Annotated in this window: 15 protein-coding genes and 4 pseudogenes; 13 read left to right on the top strand and 6 right to left on the bottom strand. The window is 68.6% G+C overall.

From position 1 onward, the window contains the following. Positions 1-2 precede the first annotated feature (2 nt). Positions 3-659 carry a lysophospholipid acyltransferase family protein gene (locus ACH45E_RS06935; protein WP_361438253.1) on the top strand — a complete coding sequence of 219 codons (657 nt, stop codon included), beginning with the start codon at positions 3-5 and terminating at the stop codon, positions 657-659. Between the two features lie 69 nt (positions 660-728). Here the strand turns inward: ACH45E_RS06935 and ACH45E_RS06940 are convergent, their stop codons facing one another. After that, complete coding sequence (locus ACH45E_RS06940; protein WP_361438251.1) at positions 729-953, bottom strand: hypothetical protein; 225 nt, start codon at positions 951-953, stop codon at positions 729-731. Between the two features lie 335 nt (positions 954-1,288). On the opposite strand from ACH45E_RS06940, the gene ACH45E_RS06945 reads away from it, so the two are divergent. Both ACH45E_RS06945 and ACH45E_RS06950 read left to right on the top strand, forming a co-directional pair. Further along, entirely contained in the window at positions 1,289-1,852 is a 564-nt protein-coding gene (locus tag ACH45E_RS06945; RefSeq protein WP_399040223.1) for an alpha/beta fold hydrolase, read from the top strand. Continuing rightward, positions 1,819-1,923: pseudogene (locus ACH45E_RS06950) on the top strand (IS5/IS1182 family transposase); the annotation flags it as partial. The gene ACH45E_RS06945 and the pseudogene ACH45E_RS06950, both read left to right, overlap by 34 nt. A gap of 95 nt (positions 1,924-2,018) precedes the next feature. On the opposite strand, the pseudogene ACH45E_RS06955 reads toward ACH45E_RS06950, so the two are convergent. Together ACH45E_RS06955 and ACH45E_RS06960 are read right to left on the bottom strand one after the other, a co-directional pair. After that, positions 2,019-3,162 (bottom strand): annotated as a pseudogene (locus tag ACH45E_RS06955) (IS3 family transposase). 287 nt (positions 3,163-3,449) lie between these two features. Continuing rightward, positions 3,450-4,313: a hypothetical protein gene (locus ACH45E_RS06960; protein WP_361438247.1), complete on the bottom strand. Its 864-nt coding sequence runs from the start codon at positions 4,311-4,313 to the stop codon at positions 3,450-3,452. Between the two features lie 934 nt (positions 4,314-5,247). On the opposite strand from ACH45E_RS06960, the gene ACH45E_RS06965 reads away from it, so the two are divergent. The 3 genes from ACH45E_RS06965 (at position 5,248) to ACH45E_RS06975 (ending at position 7,506) form a co-directional block, all read left to right on the top strand. Further along, positions 5,248-6,126: a GNAT family N-acetyltransferase gene (locus ACH45E_RS06965; RefSeq protein ID WP_361438245.1), complete on the top strand. Its 879-nt coding sequence runs from the start codon at positions 5,248-5,250 to the stop codon at positions 6,124-6,126. 223 nt (positions 6,127-6,349) lie between these two features. Next, positions 6,350-6,562 carry a hypothetical protein gene (locus ACH45E_RS06970; protein ID WP_399040137.1) on the top strand — a complete coding sequence of 71 codons (213 nt, stop codon included), beginning with the start codon at positions 6,350-6,352 and terminating at the stop codon, positions 6,560-6,562. Between the two features lie 218 nt (positions 6,563-6,780). After that, a complete protein-coding gene (locus tag ACH45E_RS06975; protein WP_361457543.1) occupies positions 6,781-7,506 on the top strand; it encodes a hypothetical protein in 726 nt (241 codons plus the stop codon). A 31-nt stretch (positions 7,507-7,537) separates the two neighbouring features. On the opposite strand, the pseudogene ACH45E_RS06980 reads toward ACH45E_RS06975, so the two are convergent. Both ACH45E_RS06980 and ACH45E_RS06985 read right to left on the bottom strand, forming a co-directional pair. Further along, positions 7,538-7,819 (bottom strand): annotated as a pseudogene (locus tag ACH45E_RS06980) (IS5/IS1182 family transposase); the annotation flags it as partial. An 84-nt stretch (positions 7,820-7,903) separates the two neighbouring features. After that, positions 7,904-8,035: a hypothetical protein gene (locus ACH45E_RS06985; RefSeq protein ID WP_361457546.1), complete on the bottom strand. Its 132-nt coding sequence runs from the start codon at positions 8,033-8,035 to the stop codon at positions 7,904-7,906. 262 nt (positions 8,036-8,297) lie between these two features. On the opposite strand from ACH45E_RS06985, the gene ACH45E_RS06990 reads away from it, so the two are divergent. The 6 genes and pseudogenes from ACH45E_RS06990 (at position 8,298) to ACH45E_RS07015 (ending at position 11,838) form a co-directional block, all read left to right on the top strand. Further along, entirely contained in the window at positions 8,298-8,876 is a 579-nt protein-coding gene (locus ACH45E_RS06990) for a TetR/AcrR family transcriptional regulator (RefSeq protein ID WP_399040139.1), read from the top strand. A 55-nt stretch (positions 8,877-8,931) separates the two neighbouring features. Continuing rightward, positions 8,932-9,603, top strand: a complete 672-nt coding sequence (locus tag ACH45E_RS06995) for an enoyl-CoA hydratase-related protein (RefSeq protein ID WP_361457552.1) — start codon at positions 8,932-8,934, stop codon at positions 9,601-9,603. 95 nt (positions 9,604-9,698) lie between these two features. Then, a pseudogene (locus ACH45E_RS07000) lies at positions 9,699-9,800 on the top strand (hypothetical protein); the annotation flags it as partial. A gap of 37 nt (positions 9,801-9,837) precedes the next feature. Next, positions 9,838-10,017, top strand: coding sequence for a hypothetical protein (locus ACH45E_RS07005; RefSeq protein ID WP_399040141.1), 180 nt, complete (start codon positions 9,838-9,840; stop codon positions 10,015-10,017). Between the two features lie 120 nt (positions 10,018-10,137). Then, the gene (locus ACH45E_RS07010; RefSeq protein ID WP_361457555.1) at positions 10,138-10,584 is read left to right on the top strand and encodes an SMI1/KNR4 family protein; all 447 of its coding nucleotides are present in this window, start codon (positions 10,138-10,140) and stop codon (positions 10,582-10,584) included. Between the two features lie 399 nt (positions 10,585-10,983). Beyond that, positions 10,984-11,838 carry a relaxase domain-containing protein gene (locus ACH45E_RS07015; protein ID WP_361457558.1) on the top strand — a complete coding sequence of 285 codons (855 nt, stop codon included), beginning with the start codon at positions 10,984-10,986 and terminating at the stop codon, positions 11,836-11,838. Positions 11,839-12,218: 380 nt separating this feature from the next. Here the strand turns inward: ACH45E_RS07015 and ACH45E_RS07020 are convergent, their stop codons facing one another. Beyond that, positions 12,219-12,503, bottom strand: coding sequence for a substrate-binding domain-containing protein (locus ACH45E_RS07020; RefSeq protein ID WP_361457561.1), 285 nt, complete (start codon positions 12,501-12,503; stop codon positions 12,219-12,221). Between the two features lie 598 nt (positions 12,504-13,101). Between ACH45E_RS07020 and ACH45E_RS07025 the strand changes: the two genes are divergently transcribed. Next, entirely contained in the window at positions 13,102-16,170 is a 3,069-nt protein-coding gene (locus tag ACH45E_RS07025) for a glycosyl hydrolase family 95 catalytic domain-containing protein (RefSeq protein ID WP_361457564.1), read from the top strand. The last annotated feature ends 482 nt before the right edge of the window (positions 16,171-16,652 follow it).

Genomic DNA, 16,652 nt, shown 5'->3' on the forward strand with positions numbered 1-16,652 from the left:
ACTTGAAGCGGCTGACCGGACCGGTGCTGCGTACCGCGGCGCGGCTCGAGGCCGTGGGCCTGGAGAATGTGCCGCAGTCGAACGGCGTCATTCTCGCGTCCAACCACCTGTCCATCGTGGACTCCACCTTCCTGCCGCTGGTGCTGGACCGACAGGTGACCTTCATGGCGAAGGCGGAGTACTTTGAGGGAGGTTCCTGGCCGACGCGGATCGTCTCGTCCTTCATGCGGGGCAGTGGGCAGGTTCCCGTTGACCGCGAGAACCAACGGGCGGCGGTAGCCTCGCTTGAAGCGTGTCTTCGGGTGGTGAAGGACGGCGGCGTCTTCTGTATCTACCCCGAGGGCACACGCTCCCCGGACGGCCGGCTCTACCGGGCCAAGACGGGCGTGGCATGGCTGGCTCTCAAGTCCGGCGCGCCCGTGGTGCCGGTGGCCATGAGCGGCACCGATCGCGTCCTGCCGCCCGGGCGCGTGCTTCCGCGTCCGGCCAAGGTCAAGGTCACCTTCGGCAAGCCCGTCGACCTCTCCCTGTACGAGGACTCCGCCGCTGACGCTGGTGCCCGAAGGGCTGTCTCTGACCTGATTGTGCAGGCTATAGCGGAGGTCTCCGGCCAGGAGTACGTGCCCGCCTACGCGGCGAGGGCGAAGGAGCGGGGCTGACCTGGCCCTGTTCTCTCCGAAGCTACGGCGAAGTGACAAGTAGCTCTCTGTGATCAGCGTGGCGCGCGGTCAGGGATAGCGGGGCGGTCCGGGGACCTCGCCGACCTGGAGGGCAGCGAAGTCGGCGTGGGCCTGTTCGACGGCTTCGGGGTACACGTCGCGCTTGGCGTGCTCGGCGAGCGCCCGGTAGATGCTGGCGACGGAGGGGTTCCGTCCCTTGCGCTTGCCGGTGGGGGTGGTCAGGTCGGGCTGGATCTGCTCAACGGACTCGCCGCCCGCTCGGCGCCGGAGCACGGTGTGGAGCATGTCGTCGGTGACGACCGGCGGCCGGCCACCGTGCTTGCCCTTGCGGGCCGCTCCTTCCCGACCGGGCCGCCCTGGGCCCTGGATCCACTTGGGCCTGAAGTCGGCATCGATGAGAGGACGAGCACCAAGATGACGTATCAGGGTCGACACACTGCGCCGGACAGGGTGATCTCGGAGAAGGCGCAGACGGACGATGCGGGACCGCCGGCGGGGCGGGAGCAGGACGGTTCCGCCGAGGAGTCCCTACGGGTGCGGTCGTCGGAGGCACGGAGTTCGTGGTCCGGCTACTGCGTGCGGAGCGGCCAGATGCCCCGGTGGCGCTCGTGGTACCGGCGATGGGGGCGCGGGCGCGGTTCTATGCTCCCTTCGCCCGCGGGCTGCACGAGGGCGGCCTGCACATGGAGGTCACGGACCTTCGTGGCCAGGGCGAGAGCACCCCGGTGGCGCGTCGCGGAGTGGCGTACGGGTACCGGGAGATGGTCGATGACGACCTTCCCGCGGTCGCCCGTGCGGTCTCCGCCGCATTCCCGCGTTCGCCGGTGGTACTCATCGGGCACAGCCTCGGCGGCCAGCTCGCGCTGCTCAGCAGCGCGACCGAGCTCACCGGGGTGCACGCCGTCGTGCTGACGGCGGCCGGGTCGGTCTGGTGGCGGGGGTTCGGCTCGGTGCGTGGGCTCCGCAACCTGGTCGGCAGCCAGCTGTTCGCGGCGCTCGCCACGGCGCTCGGCTACTGGCCCGGGGAACGGCTCGGCTTCGGTGCCACCCAGCCACGGCGCCCCACCATCGTCCGCGCCCACCAGCACGCCGCTACGACCGGCCGAAAAGGGGGCAGCCCCACCAGGACGAACCGGACGATCACGCCCTCGGTCGATCCCGAGGCGGACTGACCACCAAAATCCACCTCGCCTGCGACGGCAAAGGACGCCCGCTCGCGATCCTGCTGACGCCCGGCCACGCCACGACAGCATCTGCGTACGCCCGCTACTCGAACGCATCCGCGTTCCCCGTACCGGCCTGGGCCGAGGGGCCTTGACCCGGAATCTTGGACACGGGCTATGCGGCTTGGGCCAGGGTAGTTGATGTTGTGTCGAGTGCCGTCTCGTAGGCGATGGGACTGCGGTGTCCGAGGCGGGAATGACGGCGTCGGGTGTTGTAGCGGTTGAGCCAGCCGAACGCGTCGAGGCGGGCCTCGCGTTCACCGGGCCAGGTCTTGCGGCCCTGGAGCGTCTCGCGTTTGAAGGTCGCGTTGAAGGACTCGGCGAGCGCGTTGTCCGCGCTGGAGCCAACCGCGCTCATGGACTGTCGGACGCCGGCCTGGCGGCAGGCGCCGGCGAAGGCTCGGCTGGTGTACTGGGCGCCGTGGTCGGTGTGCAGGACCGCCCCGGCGAGGCTGCCGCGGGTCCGCTCGGCAGCCTCGCCGGGGCGTCAATGGCGAGGTCGATGACGGTGGCCACATACAAGAACTTCCCGCCGTTCAACGGGAGATAGGTGATGTCGCCGACGTACTTCGTGTTCAACTCGCTTGCCGTGAAGTCGCGGCCGATCAGGTCCGGGGCCTTCACCGAGACCGGGTCCGCGATCGTGGTGCGGTGCCTGCGACGCAGCCGCACGCCTGCCAGGCCGATGCTCCGCATCACCCGCGCGATCCGCTTGTGGTTGACTCGCTCGCCGTCGTCGCGGAGTTCGGCGGTGATCCTGGGGACGCCATAGGTGCCGTCCGACTCGCGGTGCACGGCCCGTATCCGGGCGGTGAGGCGGGCATCGGCCGCCTGCCGGGCGGCCCGGTCCGCGGCCGTCCGGCGCCAGTAGTAGAAGCTGGAGCGGGCGATGCCCAGGATGGTGCACAGCCGCTTCACGCCGTAGCGGCGGTGGTGGTCGGCAACGAACTGGAAGCGGTTCACCAGCGCGTCTCCCCGGCGAAATACTTCGCCGCCTTGCGCAGGATCTCGCGTTCCTCCTCCAGCTCACGGACCTTCTTGCGCAGAGCGGCGTTCTCCGCCTCCAGCGGTGTCGGCGGCTCGGCCGGCGCCTCTGTCCGGCGTCCCCGCGGCCGACTCACGCCAGCCGCCCGCACCCAGTTCCGCAAGGTCTCGGGGTTGATTCCCAGATCGGCAGCGACCTGCCGGATCGTCGCATCCGGCCGCGACTGGTACAGCGCGACCGCGTCCGCCTTGAACTGCGGCGGATAGTTCTTCATGACCGCGAGATGTCCGTTCTCAGATCCTCAGGACCCAGTGTCTCGTGTGTCCAAGGTCAGGGGGCAAGGCCCCGCGGTGCATGCCCCCAGGCCCAGGACAGTGCGGGAACGAGCGCGGGCGCTTGCACGGCGACGAGGACCACAAGACTGGAGCCGAAGAGGGCGACGGTCATGGCGGTGCGGTTGTCAGGGACAGGGAGGTGGCAGCGCTGACGCCCCGTTGGAGCCGGCCGACTCGCTGTTCGACTGGGCCGCCCAGCAGTTGGCGTTCTTACAGGCCAGGGACGTTATCGGGCATCCACCTGTTGCCAGCCGATCGCTGTGATGCGGGCGGTCTTCGACGTCAGCTCGGCCAGGCCCTGTCCCTCGAACACATCGGTGATCACTGGGCCCCTGTGCGCGCCCAGAGTAAATTCTTCGTCGCTGGGCACGAGCTCCCGGCTGGACCGGTATGCCTCCTTCACCAGCGCCTCCTGGTTGTGAGAGGTGGGGAACATGGCGAGGACGCCGCCGTTGGCCATCCGCAGGGCGTACACGCTCGTGTCGGCCGGGGTCTTGGCGAAGAACCGCTTGGTGGCGATGCCGTCGGCAGTGCCGTTGGTGCTGCTGTCGCGGTAGGCCTTGACGGCCTCCTTGACCAGTTTCGTGGAGGCGAGGTTCTTGCCGTCCTTCGCGCCTCCAGTCGCGTAGAGGTCTTCGAAGGCCGCCGGGACGTCGGCTGCGGCGAGCGCGCCCACTTTGTCGGCAGGGTTGGCGGCTTCGGCGAGGCCGTGCGAGTCGAAGGCGAGCTTGGGCAGGGGCTGACCGTCATCGGCCCACAGAGACATCACCATTTTGTAGGTGTCGCCGACTTTGTCGAAGATCAGCATCACGGAGTCGTGACCGGCCTCGCTGGACTTGGCCTGGACGGCGAACCAGCTGCCCTTCGCCGGGATCACGTACCGGCGGTCCTGGTAGGAGAAGGGCTTGCTGTAGTCCTTCTTGTCTTTGTCCGACCAGGTTGGAGCGAGGGCGTAGGTGGCCTTGTCCATCGCGTAGACCTGGCCGGCCTCGACCGTTGCCAGGAGCTTGCTGTCCACGACGGCGTTGGCCTGGTTGTTGACCTTCTCGTAGTTGTCGACGATCTTCTTGGCGGTCGTCTGGCTGACCACACCCTCGCTGGTGGCGCTGGAGCTTGGACTGGGGGTTGCGCCGGTATCCGAACCCGCGCCGCACGCGGTCAGAACAAAGGCTGCTGTGGCCACTACGGCTGCCGCCTGCAGACGCGGCAGCCGTACGCAGCGGGTCGTGTATCGGGACATGAGGTAGTGATCTCCTTGGAATACGCTTGCGGGGAAGGCGTTGGCGACTGATGCAAGGCCACTGCTCACCGGACGGTCCGACGCAAGGCGCCCTGGCCCCAGTCAGCTCGGGGCAGCTCGTGAACGCGTTGCGTGCGCACCTCGTCTCCGGAACATCTCTCGGCGATGCTCGTGCTCCTCATGCGTCTCCCCGGTCCCGTCTGGCCGCTGACGGTCTCCAAGACACATTAGCCAACCTGTACAGACACGATGCGAGTTGGGGGCGGCAGCGTTTCGATTCCGGATAGCCTCTCGCCAAGGCAGGCGCAGCCGTCCGGTGCCGGTGCCGCGCCGAGACAAGGGCGCCCGGTCCTTCATACCTGGCGACCCTCGTCTACAGCACCAATGCCTCCGCACCCGAGCGGGGAGTGGCCGCGCACATCAAGAAGGCCTACACCAACCCCGGCGCCGCGAAGCCGACCAACCGCAACAGGAAGATCGGCGGGCAGGAGCCGGCCGACCCGTGCACCGCATCGCACTGTGGCCACGAGATACGACAAACTTGCGGTCCGCTATGCGGCGACCGTCCTCGTCGCGGCCATCAACGAGTGGCTGTGACCACACACGCGCACCGCCTTTTCGTTAACCCGTTGCCCAGGAGCCAATCAGCCAGCTAGGTTCACCCAGCCGCCTGCATTGGTGCAGGCTGGCGCCGTCGACGAGGAGGTGTGGAGCACATGCGCAGGAGTGCGCAGGAGTTGAGCTCGCGTACTGACCTTTGCCTCCTCCTCACGACGGAGACACCTTGTTCTTTCGCGTCACCCCACTGACCGACCCCGCTCACGGGCCGCACGGCCGGCGTCTTGCCTGGTTGGCGTCGGACGCGGATTCCATCCCTGCCGGGACGGCCTTTCTGCGCCTGTTCGATGGCGGACAAGAACACCTGGCCGAGCTCGACCTCCGTGTTCATCCCGCGGAGCGCCGCAAGGGCGTCGGCTCCCGGCTCCTCAACACCGCCGTGGCCACCGCCCGGGACAACGCCCGACGCTGCGTCGTCGCGCAGGCAGAAGCCGGATCGCCCGGCGACCACTTCCTGGCAGCGCGAGGTTTCCGGAAGGTCCTCACCTTGAGGTTCACCCGCTTGCCACTGGCTGACGTGGATACCGCCGTCCTCGCCGAGATCATCGAGCGTCCGCATCCCGGCTACCGGCTGGTGTCATGGCAGGGAACTGTCCCCGACGACGTCGCCCAGACGTTTGCCGCCTCACGCCGCGCCATGGACGACACGCCCATGGATGACACCGACTACGGCACCGTGACCTGGGACGTGGACCGCGTGCGGGCCGCGGCGAAGGCCGTCGAACAGCGCGGCGACCACCTGCACACCGTCGTCGCCATCGATGCCTCCAACGGCTCGATCGCCGGGTTCACCGAACTCGTCATCCCCGGCAACGGCACAGGTGACGGCCAGCACTACGGCACCGGCGTGCTGCCCGAGCACCGCGGACACGGCCTCGGCCGATGGATGAAGGCCGAGTCGATCCGACAGGCCCACGAGGCCTATCCGCACCTCGGTGGCCTCCTGGCCGACACCGCCGACAGCAACAGGCACATGGGACAGATCAACGACGGTCTCGGCTACACACCCACGCACACCACACACCAGCATCAACTCGACCTTTAGCAGCGAGCGGACGGGCCGGACCGGGGCATCGCGCCGCCCGGCCTGTCCACGCTATCGATACACGCCCTGGCCGGGAATGCGTATGGCCTGCCCGCGCACCCCGAGTGATCCAGCCTCACAGAAGCGCTTTGCCGCCAACCAGCACCAACTGAGCCACCTGAGACAGGGGCTTCTGGCTACATCAGAGGGCTGGGAGGTTGTCTCAAGGGGGAGGACTGGCCGCGTGGTGCTGTCGATCAACGTAGCGTTCCTGCTGGCGGTCATCATCTACTGCCGGCTGCGCCGCCGGACCCAGGCCCGCAGCCGCAACGACGAACTGCTGACCGTGATCATCGTCATGGCCTTCGGAGTTCTCATCGCCCCCACGGCCTTCGGCCAGGGGGTGCTCCACACCGTGGGGCAGCTTGCGGACGGGATCACCCGGTCAGGCCATTGAGAGCCGGAGCCTGCTCCCCGGCGGGGGTGTCGAGCCGGGCGGCACCGTCGGGCGTGAGGTCAGTATGGATGCGCTTGAACCGGACGGGGTAACGCCATCGGTCAGCGGCAGCGAGTACGTCGACTGCGGTTGGCCGCTCCCTGCCAGGGCCTGTCCGGTGAGTCAGGAGCGGGGGCGTCCACCCCGTCCCGGCTGTCACGGGGGGATTTAATGCCCAGGTGGTGAACTGGACGCAGATGCACGACTGCTACGAGGACGTCGATCGCGTCCCCGCGCTTCTGGAACGGTTGGAGCGCGAGGACAACCCCGAAGCGTGGGAGGAGCTGGGATATCGCCTGGTCCTCGAACACGACCTCGTCTTCCCTGCCAGTTTCGCCGCTTTGCCGAGCTTGGTGCGTCTCGCATCGAGGAGCGCACGGGCGCGTGGACTGGCAGGGGAGATCCTGCGCCGCGCGGCAGGGCACCATGGCTGCGACGATCTGCTGGCGGACTGTACCCGCGCGATCACGGAGTTCCGCGAACTGCTGGACCAGCATCTCCAATCGTGCCCGGAAGACTACCTCGCGGCCTTCCTCGATCTGCTTGCGGCCAAAGGGGAGTACCACTGGAGTGCCGTCCTGGGGGACTTCACGGACGACTTCTACCACCTGGCCTGCCCCCACTGCGCCGTGGACGTGACGATCGCCATCGGGGACCGCGGGCGCTATTCAGCGATCCGGGACTGGAACCTGGGGGACGTGGACCGCCGCGGCCTACGGCCGGCGACCTCCGATGAACTGTCCGGCAATGGCCGGTGGATGTACGAGACTGCCCTGCGCGACGGACACAAGGCGCTCGCCGACGGAATCGCCCACCTTTTCGGCAAGGCCGAATGTCCACATTGTGCCAGCGTGTTCAACATCGCGGAGGAGTACGCATCCGCCAACCGCCCCGTCCTGCGGTAGGCCAAAGCCAATCGCGAGAAAGCAGGGAGGCTCAGGTGCGAAGCCACAGCCGGATCGCGGTGACGATCACTGTGCCGTGGAAGACGTGGGCCCGTTTGTCGAACCGTGTGGCCACGGCGCGGAAGCATGTGAGGGCGTTGATCGTTCGCTCGACCTCGTTCCTGCGGGCATAGCGCGCCCCGTCGAAGCCGGCTGGCCGACCGCCCTTGCTACCACGCTGCTGCCGATGGACCCGCTGGCCGCGGCGCTCGGGGATGGTGTGCCTGATCTGCCGACGCCGCAGATAGCGACGGTTGCGGCGGGAACTGTACGCCTAATAGTCACCTGGGTTGACCGTTGGGCCAGTCCAGACAGGGGCCGGGCAAGGCAGCGTCCTTGCCGAACAGCGGCACCTGCGTCACGTCGACCTCCGTGCGGATGCGGTGGGGCCGGGCCGGGCCGGGTGCCGCCAGCGTCCGGCGCTGTCCCGGGCGATGTCGATGGCCACCTCCATCACGAAGTCGGGCTGCACCAGGCGGACCTCAAGCATGCGCTGTGTCCCCAGCCCGCGGATTCTCTGTGGAGTTCAGCGTGTTGAGCCGAGCGCGCTCAGGGGCACCGTCATGGCTGGCGCACATCTCGGCCAAGCGGTGCCATCGCTGCGGATTCAAGGACCGCCCGCTGCCCCCTTGCATGTTCTATGCCATACCCCATAAGTTACCGACAGGTAGTCCGTCCGTTGGTGGAGGGCCACGTCGCCGTCGGGAGGTGCTGGGCAGGTGAGTCCGCGCAGGAGTGACAGCCGTGACCGGATGATCCTCAGTGCTGCCGCTCTGCTGCGTGAGTACGGCGCGAGCGCGACCAGCATCGATCGGGTGCTCGCCCACAGCGGAGCTCCTCGCGGCTCGGTGTATCACCACTTCCCCGGCGGGCGGACGCAGCTCATCGACGAAGCGGTGGCACTGGCGGGGGACTTCATCGCGGGGCTGATCGACGCTGCCATGCAGGCGGATGATCCGGTGGCGGCGGTCGACGCGTTCTTCCTGCTGTGGCGTGACCGACTCGTGGAGAGCGGCTTCAGGGCCGGCTGCCCGATCGTGGCGGTGGCCGTGGAGACCAATGATGATGCGCCCCAGCTTGCCCGTTCCGCCGCCGCGGTCTTCGCCCGCTGGCAGGAGGCCCTCGCGGCCCTCCTCCTGAGACACGGCCTGAGCGAGGAACGCAGCCGCCGGCTCGGTGCCTTCATCATCGCCGCGGTCGAAGGTGCGGTGATCATGTGCCGGGCCGAGCAGAGCACCGCCCCGATCGAGGCCGCCGCTGCCGAGATCCACGACCTGCTCCTTTACGCCCTGCGAGACCGCCCCGGCGCCGAATCCGGTACTCGGCCGTAGCCCGCAGCCGCCCAGCCGCCCAGCCGCTTCACCTGCATATCTCGAAGGAGTCGCCATGCCCTCGCTCGACCGTCAGGACAACGTCTTCGTCCTGGACCTGGGAGACGGTGAGAACCGCTTCCACCCTGACTGGCTCACCGCCGTCAGCGCCGCGCTCGACGAGGTGGAGAAGACGGAAGGCCCTCGCGCCCTGGTCACCGCAGCCACCGGCAAGTTCTACTCCAACGGGCTCGATCTGGACTGGCTGTTCGCCCACGCCGACCAGCACCAGGACTACGTAGTCTCCGTCCATGAGCTGTTCGCCCGGATGCTGTCGCTGCCGGTGATCACCGTCGCCGCGCTGCAGGGGCACACCTTCGCCGCCGGCGCGATGTTCTCCCTCGCCCACGACTTCCGTGTCATGCGCGCCGACCGCGGCTACTGGTGCCTGCCCGAAGCGGACATCAACATCCCCTTCACCCCCGGAATGGCCGCCCTCATCCAGTCCCGGCTGGCGCCGCAGACCGCGCACGAGGCCATGCTCACCGCCCGCCGCTACGGCGGCACCGACGCCGCGGCCGCCGGCATCGTCGACCAGGCGGTCGGCGAGGACGCCGTGCGCTCCACCGCCATCGAGATCGCCCAGGCTCAGGTGAACAAGGCCGGCGACACCCTCGGCACCATCAAGGCCCGCATGTACGCCCAGGCCCTGGCCACCCTGCGCGACACCACCAACCCGCTCGGCTGAGCCGGCGCCTCACCCACCCCACCAAGCCGCGCCCCGGGCAGTCCCCCCGGGGCGCGGGCCGTCCCCGCCGTCCACCGCACGAGGAGACAAGGCCGATGACAGCCGACACCGCCTGGCACAAGAGCGCGTGCATCCTGTGCGAGAACAACTGCGGCATCCAGATTCAGAGCGACGGCCGCCGCTTCGCCAAGATCCGCGGCGACAAGGAGTTCCGAACAGGACGTACCGAAGCCGATGCAGGGCTTCGTCGGCTTCCTCCGCCAGGACCTCGACGCCGTCACTGCCGGACTCACGCTGCCGTGGAGTTCCGGTGCTGTCGAAGGGAACGTGAACCGGGTCAAAACGCTCAAGCGAGCGATGTATGGCCGGGCCTCGTTCAGCCTCCTCCGGACCCGCATCCTGATCCGCCCATGAGATGGTGGGGCCGCACACAAGGGGCGTGCACCCACGGACTCCTGCATGCCTGAGCGTGGTCTCGATTCGTCCTGGCTGCATGCGTGGTGTCAACAGGTTTCACAAGGTGTGAGCCAGCTGATGGAATCCTTCGAGGAGACGCATGGCTACCCCGCGGGGGACAACGAGGTGGCGCCGGCCGACGATGAGACGCGGGCCGCGGCCACCCTCCTGACGAACCACCGGTCGGAATGTGCGGCCCTGGTGTCGCTCTTCGCCGTGATCGGCAGCGTGTCTCTGCCCGACATCGGCAACGGGTACTTCATCCACCCGCCCTCTATCGTGACGGCGCACCTGGACGAGTACGGCGAGGTTCCCCTCGAGAATGGCGATCATGGAATCGTCTTCGGGAGCGACGGCGGCGGCAATCTCTTCGCTCTCGCGGCCAACGGCACGGTCCACAAGTCCAGGACTGCATTCTGGAACGAAGAGTTCTATGCCGTGGCCGCCAGTCTGCGCGACTTCCTTGAGCAACTTCGCGATGTCATTGATCAGTTCGCCGCCACGGGTCACCCCGGGACTCTCTGAACTTCACGCACCGCCTGTCCACACCCGTCCTTCGTGGGTTCACGGAACCGCGGCCAGAACCCTGAAAATCCCCACGGTCGCTCATCTTCCCTAGCGCGTTGCCGATTCGACGAAGGAGACTCAGGCCTTCACCCCGCTCGCCAGCAGGTGGTCGCTCTGCCGGTGGCCGGGTTCGGTCGTCATGTGCCCTGGGAGGCGGGGAACACATCGTCGACGGCGCGGCGGAGGGTTTCGCGGACGGCCTTGGCGTTACGAGGCTCGGTCAGGCATGCCATTACTTCGTGATCATTTGTTGCTGCCGGCGAAGGGGCAGCGTCTGAACGGGAAGTGGGGATCGGTCCACTCGGAGGTCCTGTTCGAGAACACGGTGGCCGCGTCCGCGCTCTACAACGAATCGTGATGGCAGAGGTGTGTGAGGCGCTGGGGCTGGCCTCCGAGCGGTGCACCGTCACGCCGGGCTGCCGCCCGGTCATGGAGATCGCCGGGGTGCCGCACGAGCTAATCCGCTGGACCTCCCGTCGCAGCGACCAGATCGCCCCCTGCCTGCCCGAACTGGAGCACGAGTACGTCACCGCCACCGACGACGACGGCAACCTCAAGTTCGCGCCCGAGATCTCCGAGCGGACTCGGGCGAAGCTCAACCAGGTCGCCGCCTGCAAGCCCCGTCCCGCGAAACCGCTGCCCCGCTCCCTGACGCAGCTGCGCGAGGACTGGCGGGACAGCGCGCGGGCCTTCCTCGCGGCCGGCGCCGACCTCATCGACTTCCTCCTCGAGTGCGCCCGCGCGGCAGCCCGGGCGATCTGGGCCCGAATCGCCGCCGTCGTCGACGTCGGCCTGGCGGCCGTCGCCATCACCGCCACCGTGTTCGTAATGCACAAGGGCGGCTGTTTCCACCACCGTCACTTGCTCGCCGAAGCCCGCCGCCACCTCGCCCTCGTCCAACGCGGCCAACGCCGCGAACCCGGCCTGGACGAGACGATCGTGAGGATTGCGATCGCCGCGCACTGCACCGACATCACCGAGGCCCGACACGAGCGCGGCGAGGAACCCGACTACCGCCTCTACACCGCCCGCTGGGCACCACCCGGCCCATCACCCATACGGCGCCGACCGAACGCCGCTCCCGGCCACGACGCCGACCGCGAGCCGCCCGCCGACCCCGCCGGACCACTCCTTCCGCTGGAGCCGGGGGAGTTGGACATCCCGCGCAGCCCTTGCGCCACGACCGCGCCGTCATCGCCAGCATCGTGCTGAGCGCCCGGCTGCGCACCGCACGTCGTACGGGCCGCGACCCGTACGACGTCTTCGCGCACCAGCTCGAACACGTTCTTCGCGACGGTCCAGATGGGGCTGCTGGAGGCGTTCGGCGACCGGCTCCAACTGCTGTCGGCTGCAGCCGAGATGGGGCACACCAGTGCCCGGACGAGGGTGGCGGCGATGATCGCCACCGGGGTCGACGGCGTGATCACCGACGGCGGCGCGCTCGAAGCGCTCGGTGAACGGCCGCCAGTGCCGGTTATGCTGCTCGACTCGCCGGAGGGGCCCTCCGACCTCGTACGCATCAACTTCGACCTGAGGTCGGGTGCGGAGGCGCTCGCCACGCACCTGCTGGAGCTCGGCCACCGTCGCATCGGCTACGTGCAGGCCGACCGTCCCACTCCCACCCTTGCGCTGCGGCACCGGGTGTTCGCCCGGCGTGTGCATGCGGCCGGCGGGGCGGTCCTCGACACGCCGTCCGAGATCACCATCGAAGCGGCCTCCGGGACGATGCTCAAGCGGTGGAGCGAGTGGGACTCGGAGGGCGTGACGGCCCGCCTGCCGAGTTCGAGAGCGGGCAGCCGGACGCAGGTGAGCGCCGGCTGCAGCAGCGCGGCGGTGGGCAGATCATCGAAGGAGGCGAGTGCTGTCCGCCCCGGCACGGAAACCTCCAGTGGTTCGGGCCTCGACGAAGCGGTGACTTCTCCGGCCGGGCGATCAGGCCGGTGCTGTTTAGGGCGTGCGGTCCGACGGCTGTCCCCGACGACGTGCGCTTCGACCCATCCGCGTCGCCGGAGAGCGAGCTGTCGGGTGCCGCGCCGCGGTGGTCGGTTCCCGCAGGCCTGCTCCTGAAGGGCGGCCCGGCCGGAACCGGCGGCTCTTGGTCCTGCTTCCGGACAGGCGCCTCTGTTTGCTCAGGGCGATGCGATCTCCAGAACGACCAGTCTCCAGCCGATACATCCTATGTATCTGGATTCGCGGAGCCGGTTCTGTGAATGGAGGGCGGAGTTGCGGCGCTGCAGCCCTCTAGACATCCTATCTGTCACCTGACGATGATGGCGCTGCAGTCGGCGTAGGCCGATGGCGCCGCGCTTCCCACATGAGTAGAACCGACCACTGCCCGGGAGATCTGCTGTGACCCGTACGCCCCGACCGCAGCGAAGAAGCTTTCTCAAGTTTGGCGGTGCGCTCGCCCTCGCACCGCTGGCCGACGGCCTCTTCGCGGGACCGGCCGCCGCTGACAGAGCAGGGCGAGCAGCTGTGCAGTGGCCCGCTCTGTCACGAGAGGCGCTCACATACTCCGTCCCCGCCGCGGACTGGGAATCGCAGGCCCTGCCGATCGGCAACGGCCGACTCGGTGCCATGCTCTTCGCCGACCCCTACGAGGATCGCATCCAGTTCAACGAGCAGAGCCTGTGGGGCGGGGTCGACAACTACGACAACGCCCTCGCCGGCCAGCCGGACAGCACTTTCGACACCAGCATGACCGGCTTCGGTTCGTACCGGAATTTCGGTGACGTCGTCGTCGCCTTCGGGTCCCATGGGTCCCGGCCGAAGGTCACGGCCCCGGGGGGTCCATACAGTACCTCCTCGTCGGAGGGCCTCGACAAGTCGTACGACGGCACGCCGAGCACCAAGTGGTGCATCGAGGGGCCCGGTTCGAAGGTGCAGTGGCAGGTCGAGCTTCCCGACCCCGTCGAGGTTACGACCTACCGGCTGACCAGCGCCAACGACGTGCCGGAGCGCGACCCGCAACAGTGGACGTTCTCAGGTTCTACCGACGGTGCCACGTGGACCACGCTGGACAGCCGTACCTTGACGGCACCTTTCGAAAGCCGTTTCCAGACAAAGGAGTTCACCTGTGCCGACAGCGGGTCGTACCGCTTCTACCGGTTCGGCTTCGTTCCCAAGGCGGGGGTGAGTCATTTCCAGGTGAGCGAGATCGGTCTGTCCGGCGTCGATCTCGTCGGCGGACCGGTGTATCTGTCGTCACCCAGCGGGCACTCCGAGGGATCCGGCGGCGGCACCGGGTCCCGGGCCACGGACATCTCCCGCTCGGTGGACCGCGATCCCGCCACGGTCTGGCGGGTCGGCGACGCCGCGAAGACGGTCGTCTGGCAGGCCGACCTGTCCAGCGCGGTCGCCGTCACCTCGTACACCCTGACGGCGGCCCCGGACCGGCCGCGGGACGACCCCCGGCGGTGGATGCTCCAGGCCTCGCAGGACGGGCAGGCATGGGTGACGCTCGACACGCAGAACCCCGCGGCGCCCTTCGCCGGGCGCGGCGAGACCCGGACCTTCGGCATCGCCAACACCACGGCGTACCGCGCCTACCGGCTCGCCTTCACCCCCGGTGAGTCGTCCACCGGCTTCCAGATCGCCGAAATCGTCTTGAGGGGCGAGGAGTTCGACAGCCGCACACAGCGCACGTTCGTCGACTACCAGCGTGCACTGCACTTCGGCGACGGTGTTCACGTCACCCGCTTCGGCATGCCTGGGCAGCGCTTTCGGCGGGAGTCCTTCGCAAGCCGCTCGGCGGACGTCATGGTCTTTCGGTACACGTCGGAGAGCGCACGGGGACTTTCCGGGACGATCTCCCTGGCATCCGCGCAGGACGGGGCCCCGACGACCGTCGACGCCGGTGCCCGGCGGCTCGCGTTCCAGGGGGTCATGGGCAACGGCCTCAAGCATGCGTGCGCCGTCCGGGTGGTGCACACCGACGGCGACCTGACCGCCGACGGTTCGGCGCTCGGTTTCACCGGCTGCACGACACTGACCCTGCTGCTCGACGCCCGCACCGACTACAAGCTCGACGCCGCAGCCGGGTGGCGCGGAGCTGATCCGCGGGCGGCCGTCGACAAGGCGCTCGACAGGGCGGCCAAGAGGTCGTACGGCGCGCTGCGGCGCGAACACACTGCCCAGACACGCGCCCTCATGAACCGGGTCTCCGTCGACTGGGGCACCTCCAAGGACGCCGTCGTCGCCCTGCCGACCGACGCCCGGCTGGCGCGCTATGCGGCGGGCGGCGACGATCCGACCCTTGAGCAGGTGATGTTCGACTACGGCCGGTACCTGCTGATCAGTTCCTCCCGCCCCGGCGGCCTGCCCGCCAACCTCCAGGGCCTGTGGAACGACAGCAACGCGCCCGCCTGGGCCTCGGACTACCACACCAACATCAACATCCAGATGAACTACTGGGGAGCCGAGACCACGAACCTGTCGGAGTGCCACGAGGCGCTCGTCGAGTTCGTCCGGCAGGTCGCCGTGCCCAGCCGCGTGGCGACCCGCAACGCCTTCGGCAAGGACACGCGGGGCTGGACCGCCCGCACCAGCCAGAGCATCTTCGGCGGCAACGCGTGGGAATGGAACACCGTCGCGAGCGCCTGGTACGCCCAGCACCTGTACGAGCACTGGGCGTTCACCCAGGACCTGGCGTACCTCCGGACCGTCGCGCACCCGATGATCAAGGAGATCTGCGAGTTCTGGGAGGACCACCTCAAGGAGCGCGAGGACGGACTCCTCGTCTCGCCGAACGGCTGGTCCCCCGAGCACGGGCCGCGCGAGGACGGCGTCATGTACGACCAGCAGATCATCTGGGACCTGTTCCAGAACTACCTCGACTGTGAGGCGGTGCTCGATGCCGACCCCGCCTACCGCGCGAAGGTCGCTGACCTGCAGGCGCGCCTCGCGCCGAACAAGATAGGCAAGTGGGGGCAGTTGCAGGAATGGCAGGAGGACATCGACAGCCCCACGGACATCCACCGCCACACCTCGCATCTCTTCGCGGTCTACCCCGGCCGTCAGATCACCCCGAGGACAGCCGACTTCGCGGACGCCGCGCTCGTCTCGCTCAAGGCGCGGTGCGGCGAGAAGGAAGGGGTTCCCTTCACCGCCGCGACGGTGTCGGGCGACAGCCGCCGCTCGTGGACCTGGCCCTGGCGGGCCGCGCTCTTCGCCCGCCTCGGTGACGGGCACCGCGCCCAGATCATGCTGCGCGGACTGCTGACGTACAACACGCTGCCGAACCTGTTCTGCAACCACCCTCCCTTCCAGATGGACGGCAACTTCGGCATCACGGGCGCCGTGGTGGAAATGCTCGTGCAGAGCCACGACGGCGTCATCCACCTGCTGCCCGCCCTGCCCGACGGCTGGAAGGCCAAGGGTTCCTTCACCGGGCTCCGCGCCCGCGGCGGCTATGAGGTCAGCTGTGACTGGCGGGACGGGAAGGTCACCTCCTACAGGATCGTGGCCGACCGCGCACGAGGCCGCGGGAAGGTCACCGTGCGCGTGAACGGCGTCGACACGAAGGTCAAGCCGGTCAAGGCCTGACGGGGATGTAGGCGCTCCGGACAGCGTCGTGACCCCGGGCGGCGGGTCCAAAGCCGGTGGACGGCGGAGAGAGGCGGACGGGCGGACGGACTGGCCAGGGCGTGGACGGTCCGGTCGGCGCTGAGGAGAAGGGTGGTGTCGGCACGGACGGCTGGCGGGGCGGGCGTGGCGGCGGCTGCACACCGTGTGCATGGACGAGCCCCCAATCCGCGATCTCGTCGCCGGGCACGTCGGCGAACTCCGCGGGTTCACGGTCCGACGGCGAGCCGTGCAGTGCGTGCCCCTCAGGAAACGACGGACTCGGCTGCGCGCCACGAGGCTGCGGACTCCATGCCCTTGCGGGGCCAAGGGGTGCCGCGGCCCGCCGTGGTCGCCGCCAGTGGCGACGCCGTAGCCCTCTCTCCGCGGTTTGGAAGGCGTCGGTCGGACCGGTGCCGTCAGCGGCCCCCTTCGAATGCGCGAACATCGGCCGAGTCGATCGC

This window comes from Streptomyces sp. NPDC020299 (assembly GCF_044387825.1).
GTDB lineage: Bacteria > Actinomycetota > Actinomycetes > Streptomycetales > Streptomycetaceae > Streptomyces.

Coding starts and splice junctions, on each gene's coding strand:
- ACH45E_RS07010 (WP_361457555.1), top strand. CDS start 10,138: ATGGAATCCTTCGAGGAGACGCATGGCTACCCCGCGGGGGACAACGAG.
- ACH45E_RS07015 (WP_361457558.1), top strand. CDS start 10,984: ATGGCAGAGGTGTGTGAGGCGCTGGGGCTGGCCTCCGAGCGGTGCACC.
- ACH45E_RS06990 (WP_399040139.1), top strand. CDS start 8,298: ATGATCCTCAGTGCTGCCGCTCTGCTGCGTGAGTACGGCGCGAGCGCG.
- ACH45E_RS06995 (WP_361457552.1), top strand. CDS start 8,932: ATGCCCTCGCTCGACCGTCAGGACAACGTCTTCGTCCTGGACCTGGGA.
- ACH45E_RS06985 (WP_361457546.1), bottom strand. CDS start 8,035: ATGCTTGAGGTCCGCCTGGTGCAGCCCGACTTCGTGATGGAGGTGGCC.
- ACH45E_RS07005 (WP_399040141.1), top strand. CDS start 9,838: ATGCAGGGCTTCGTCGGCTTCCTCCGCCAGGACCTCGACGCCGTCACT.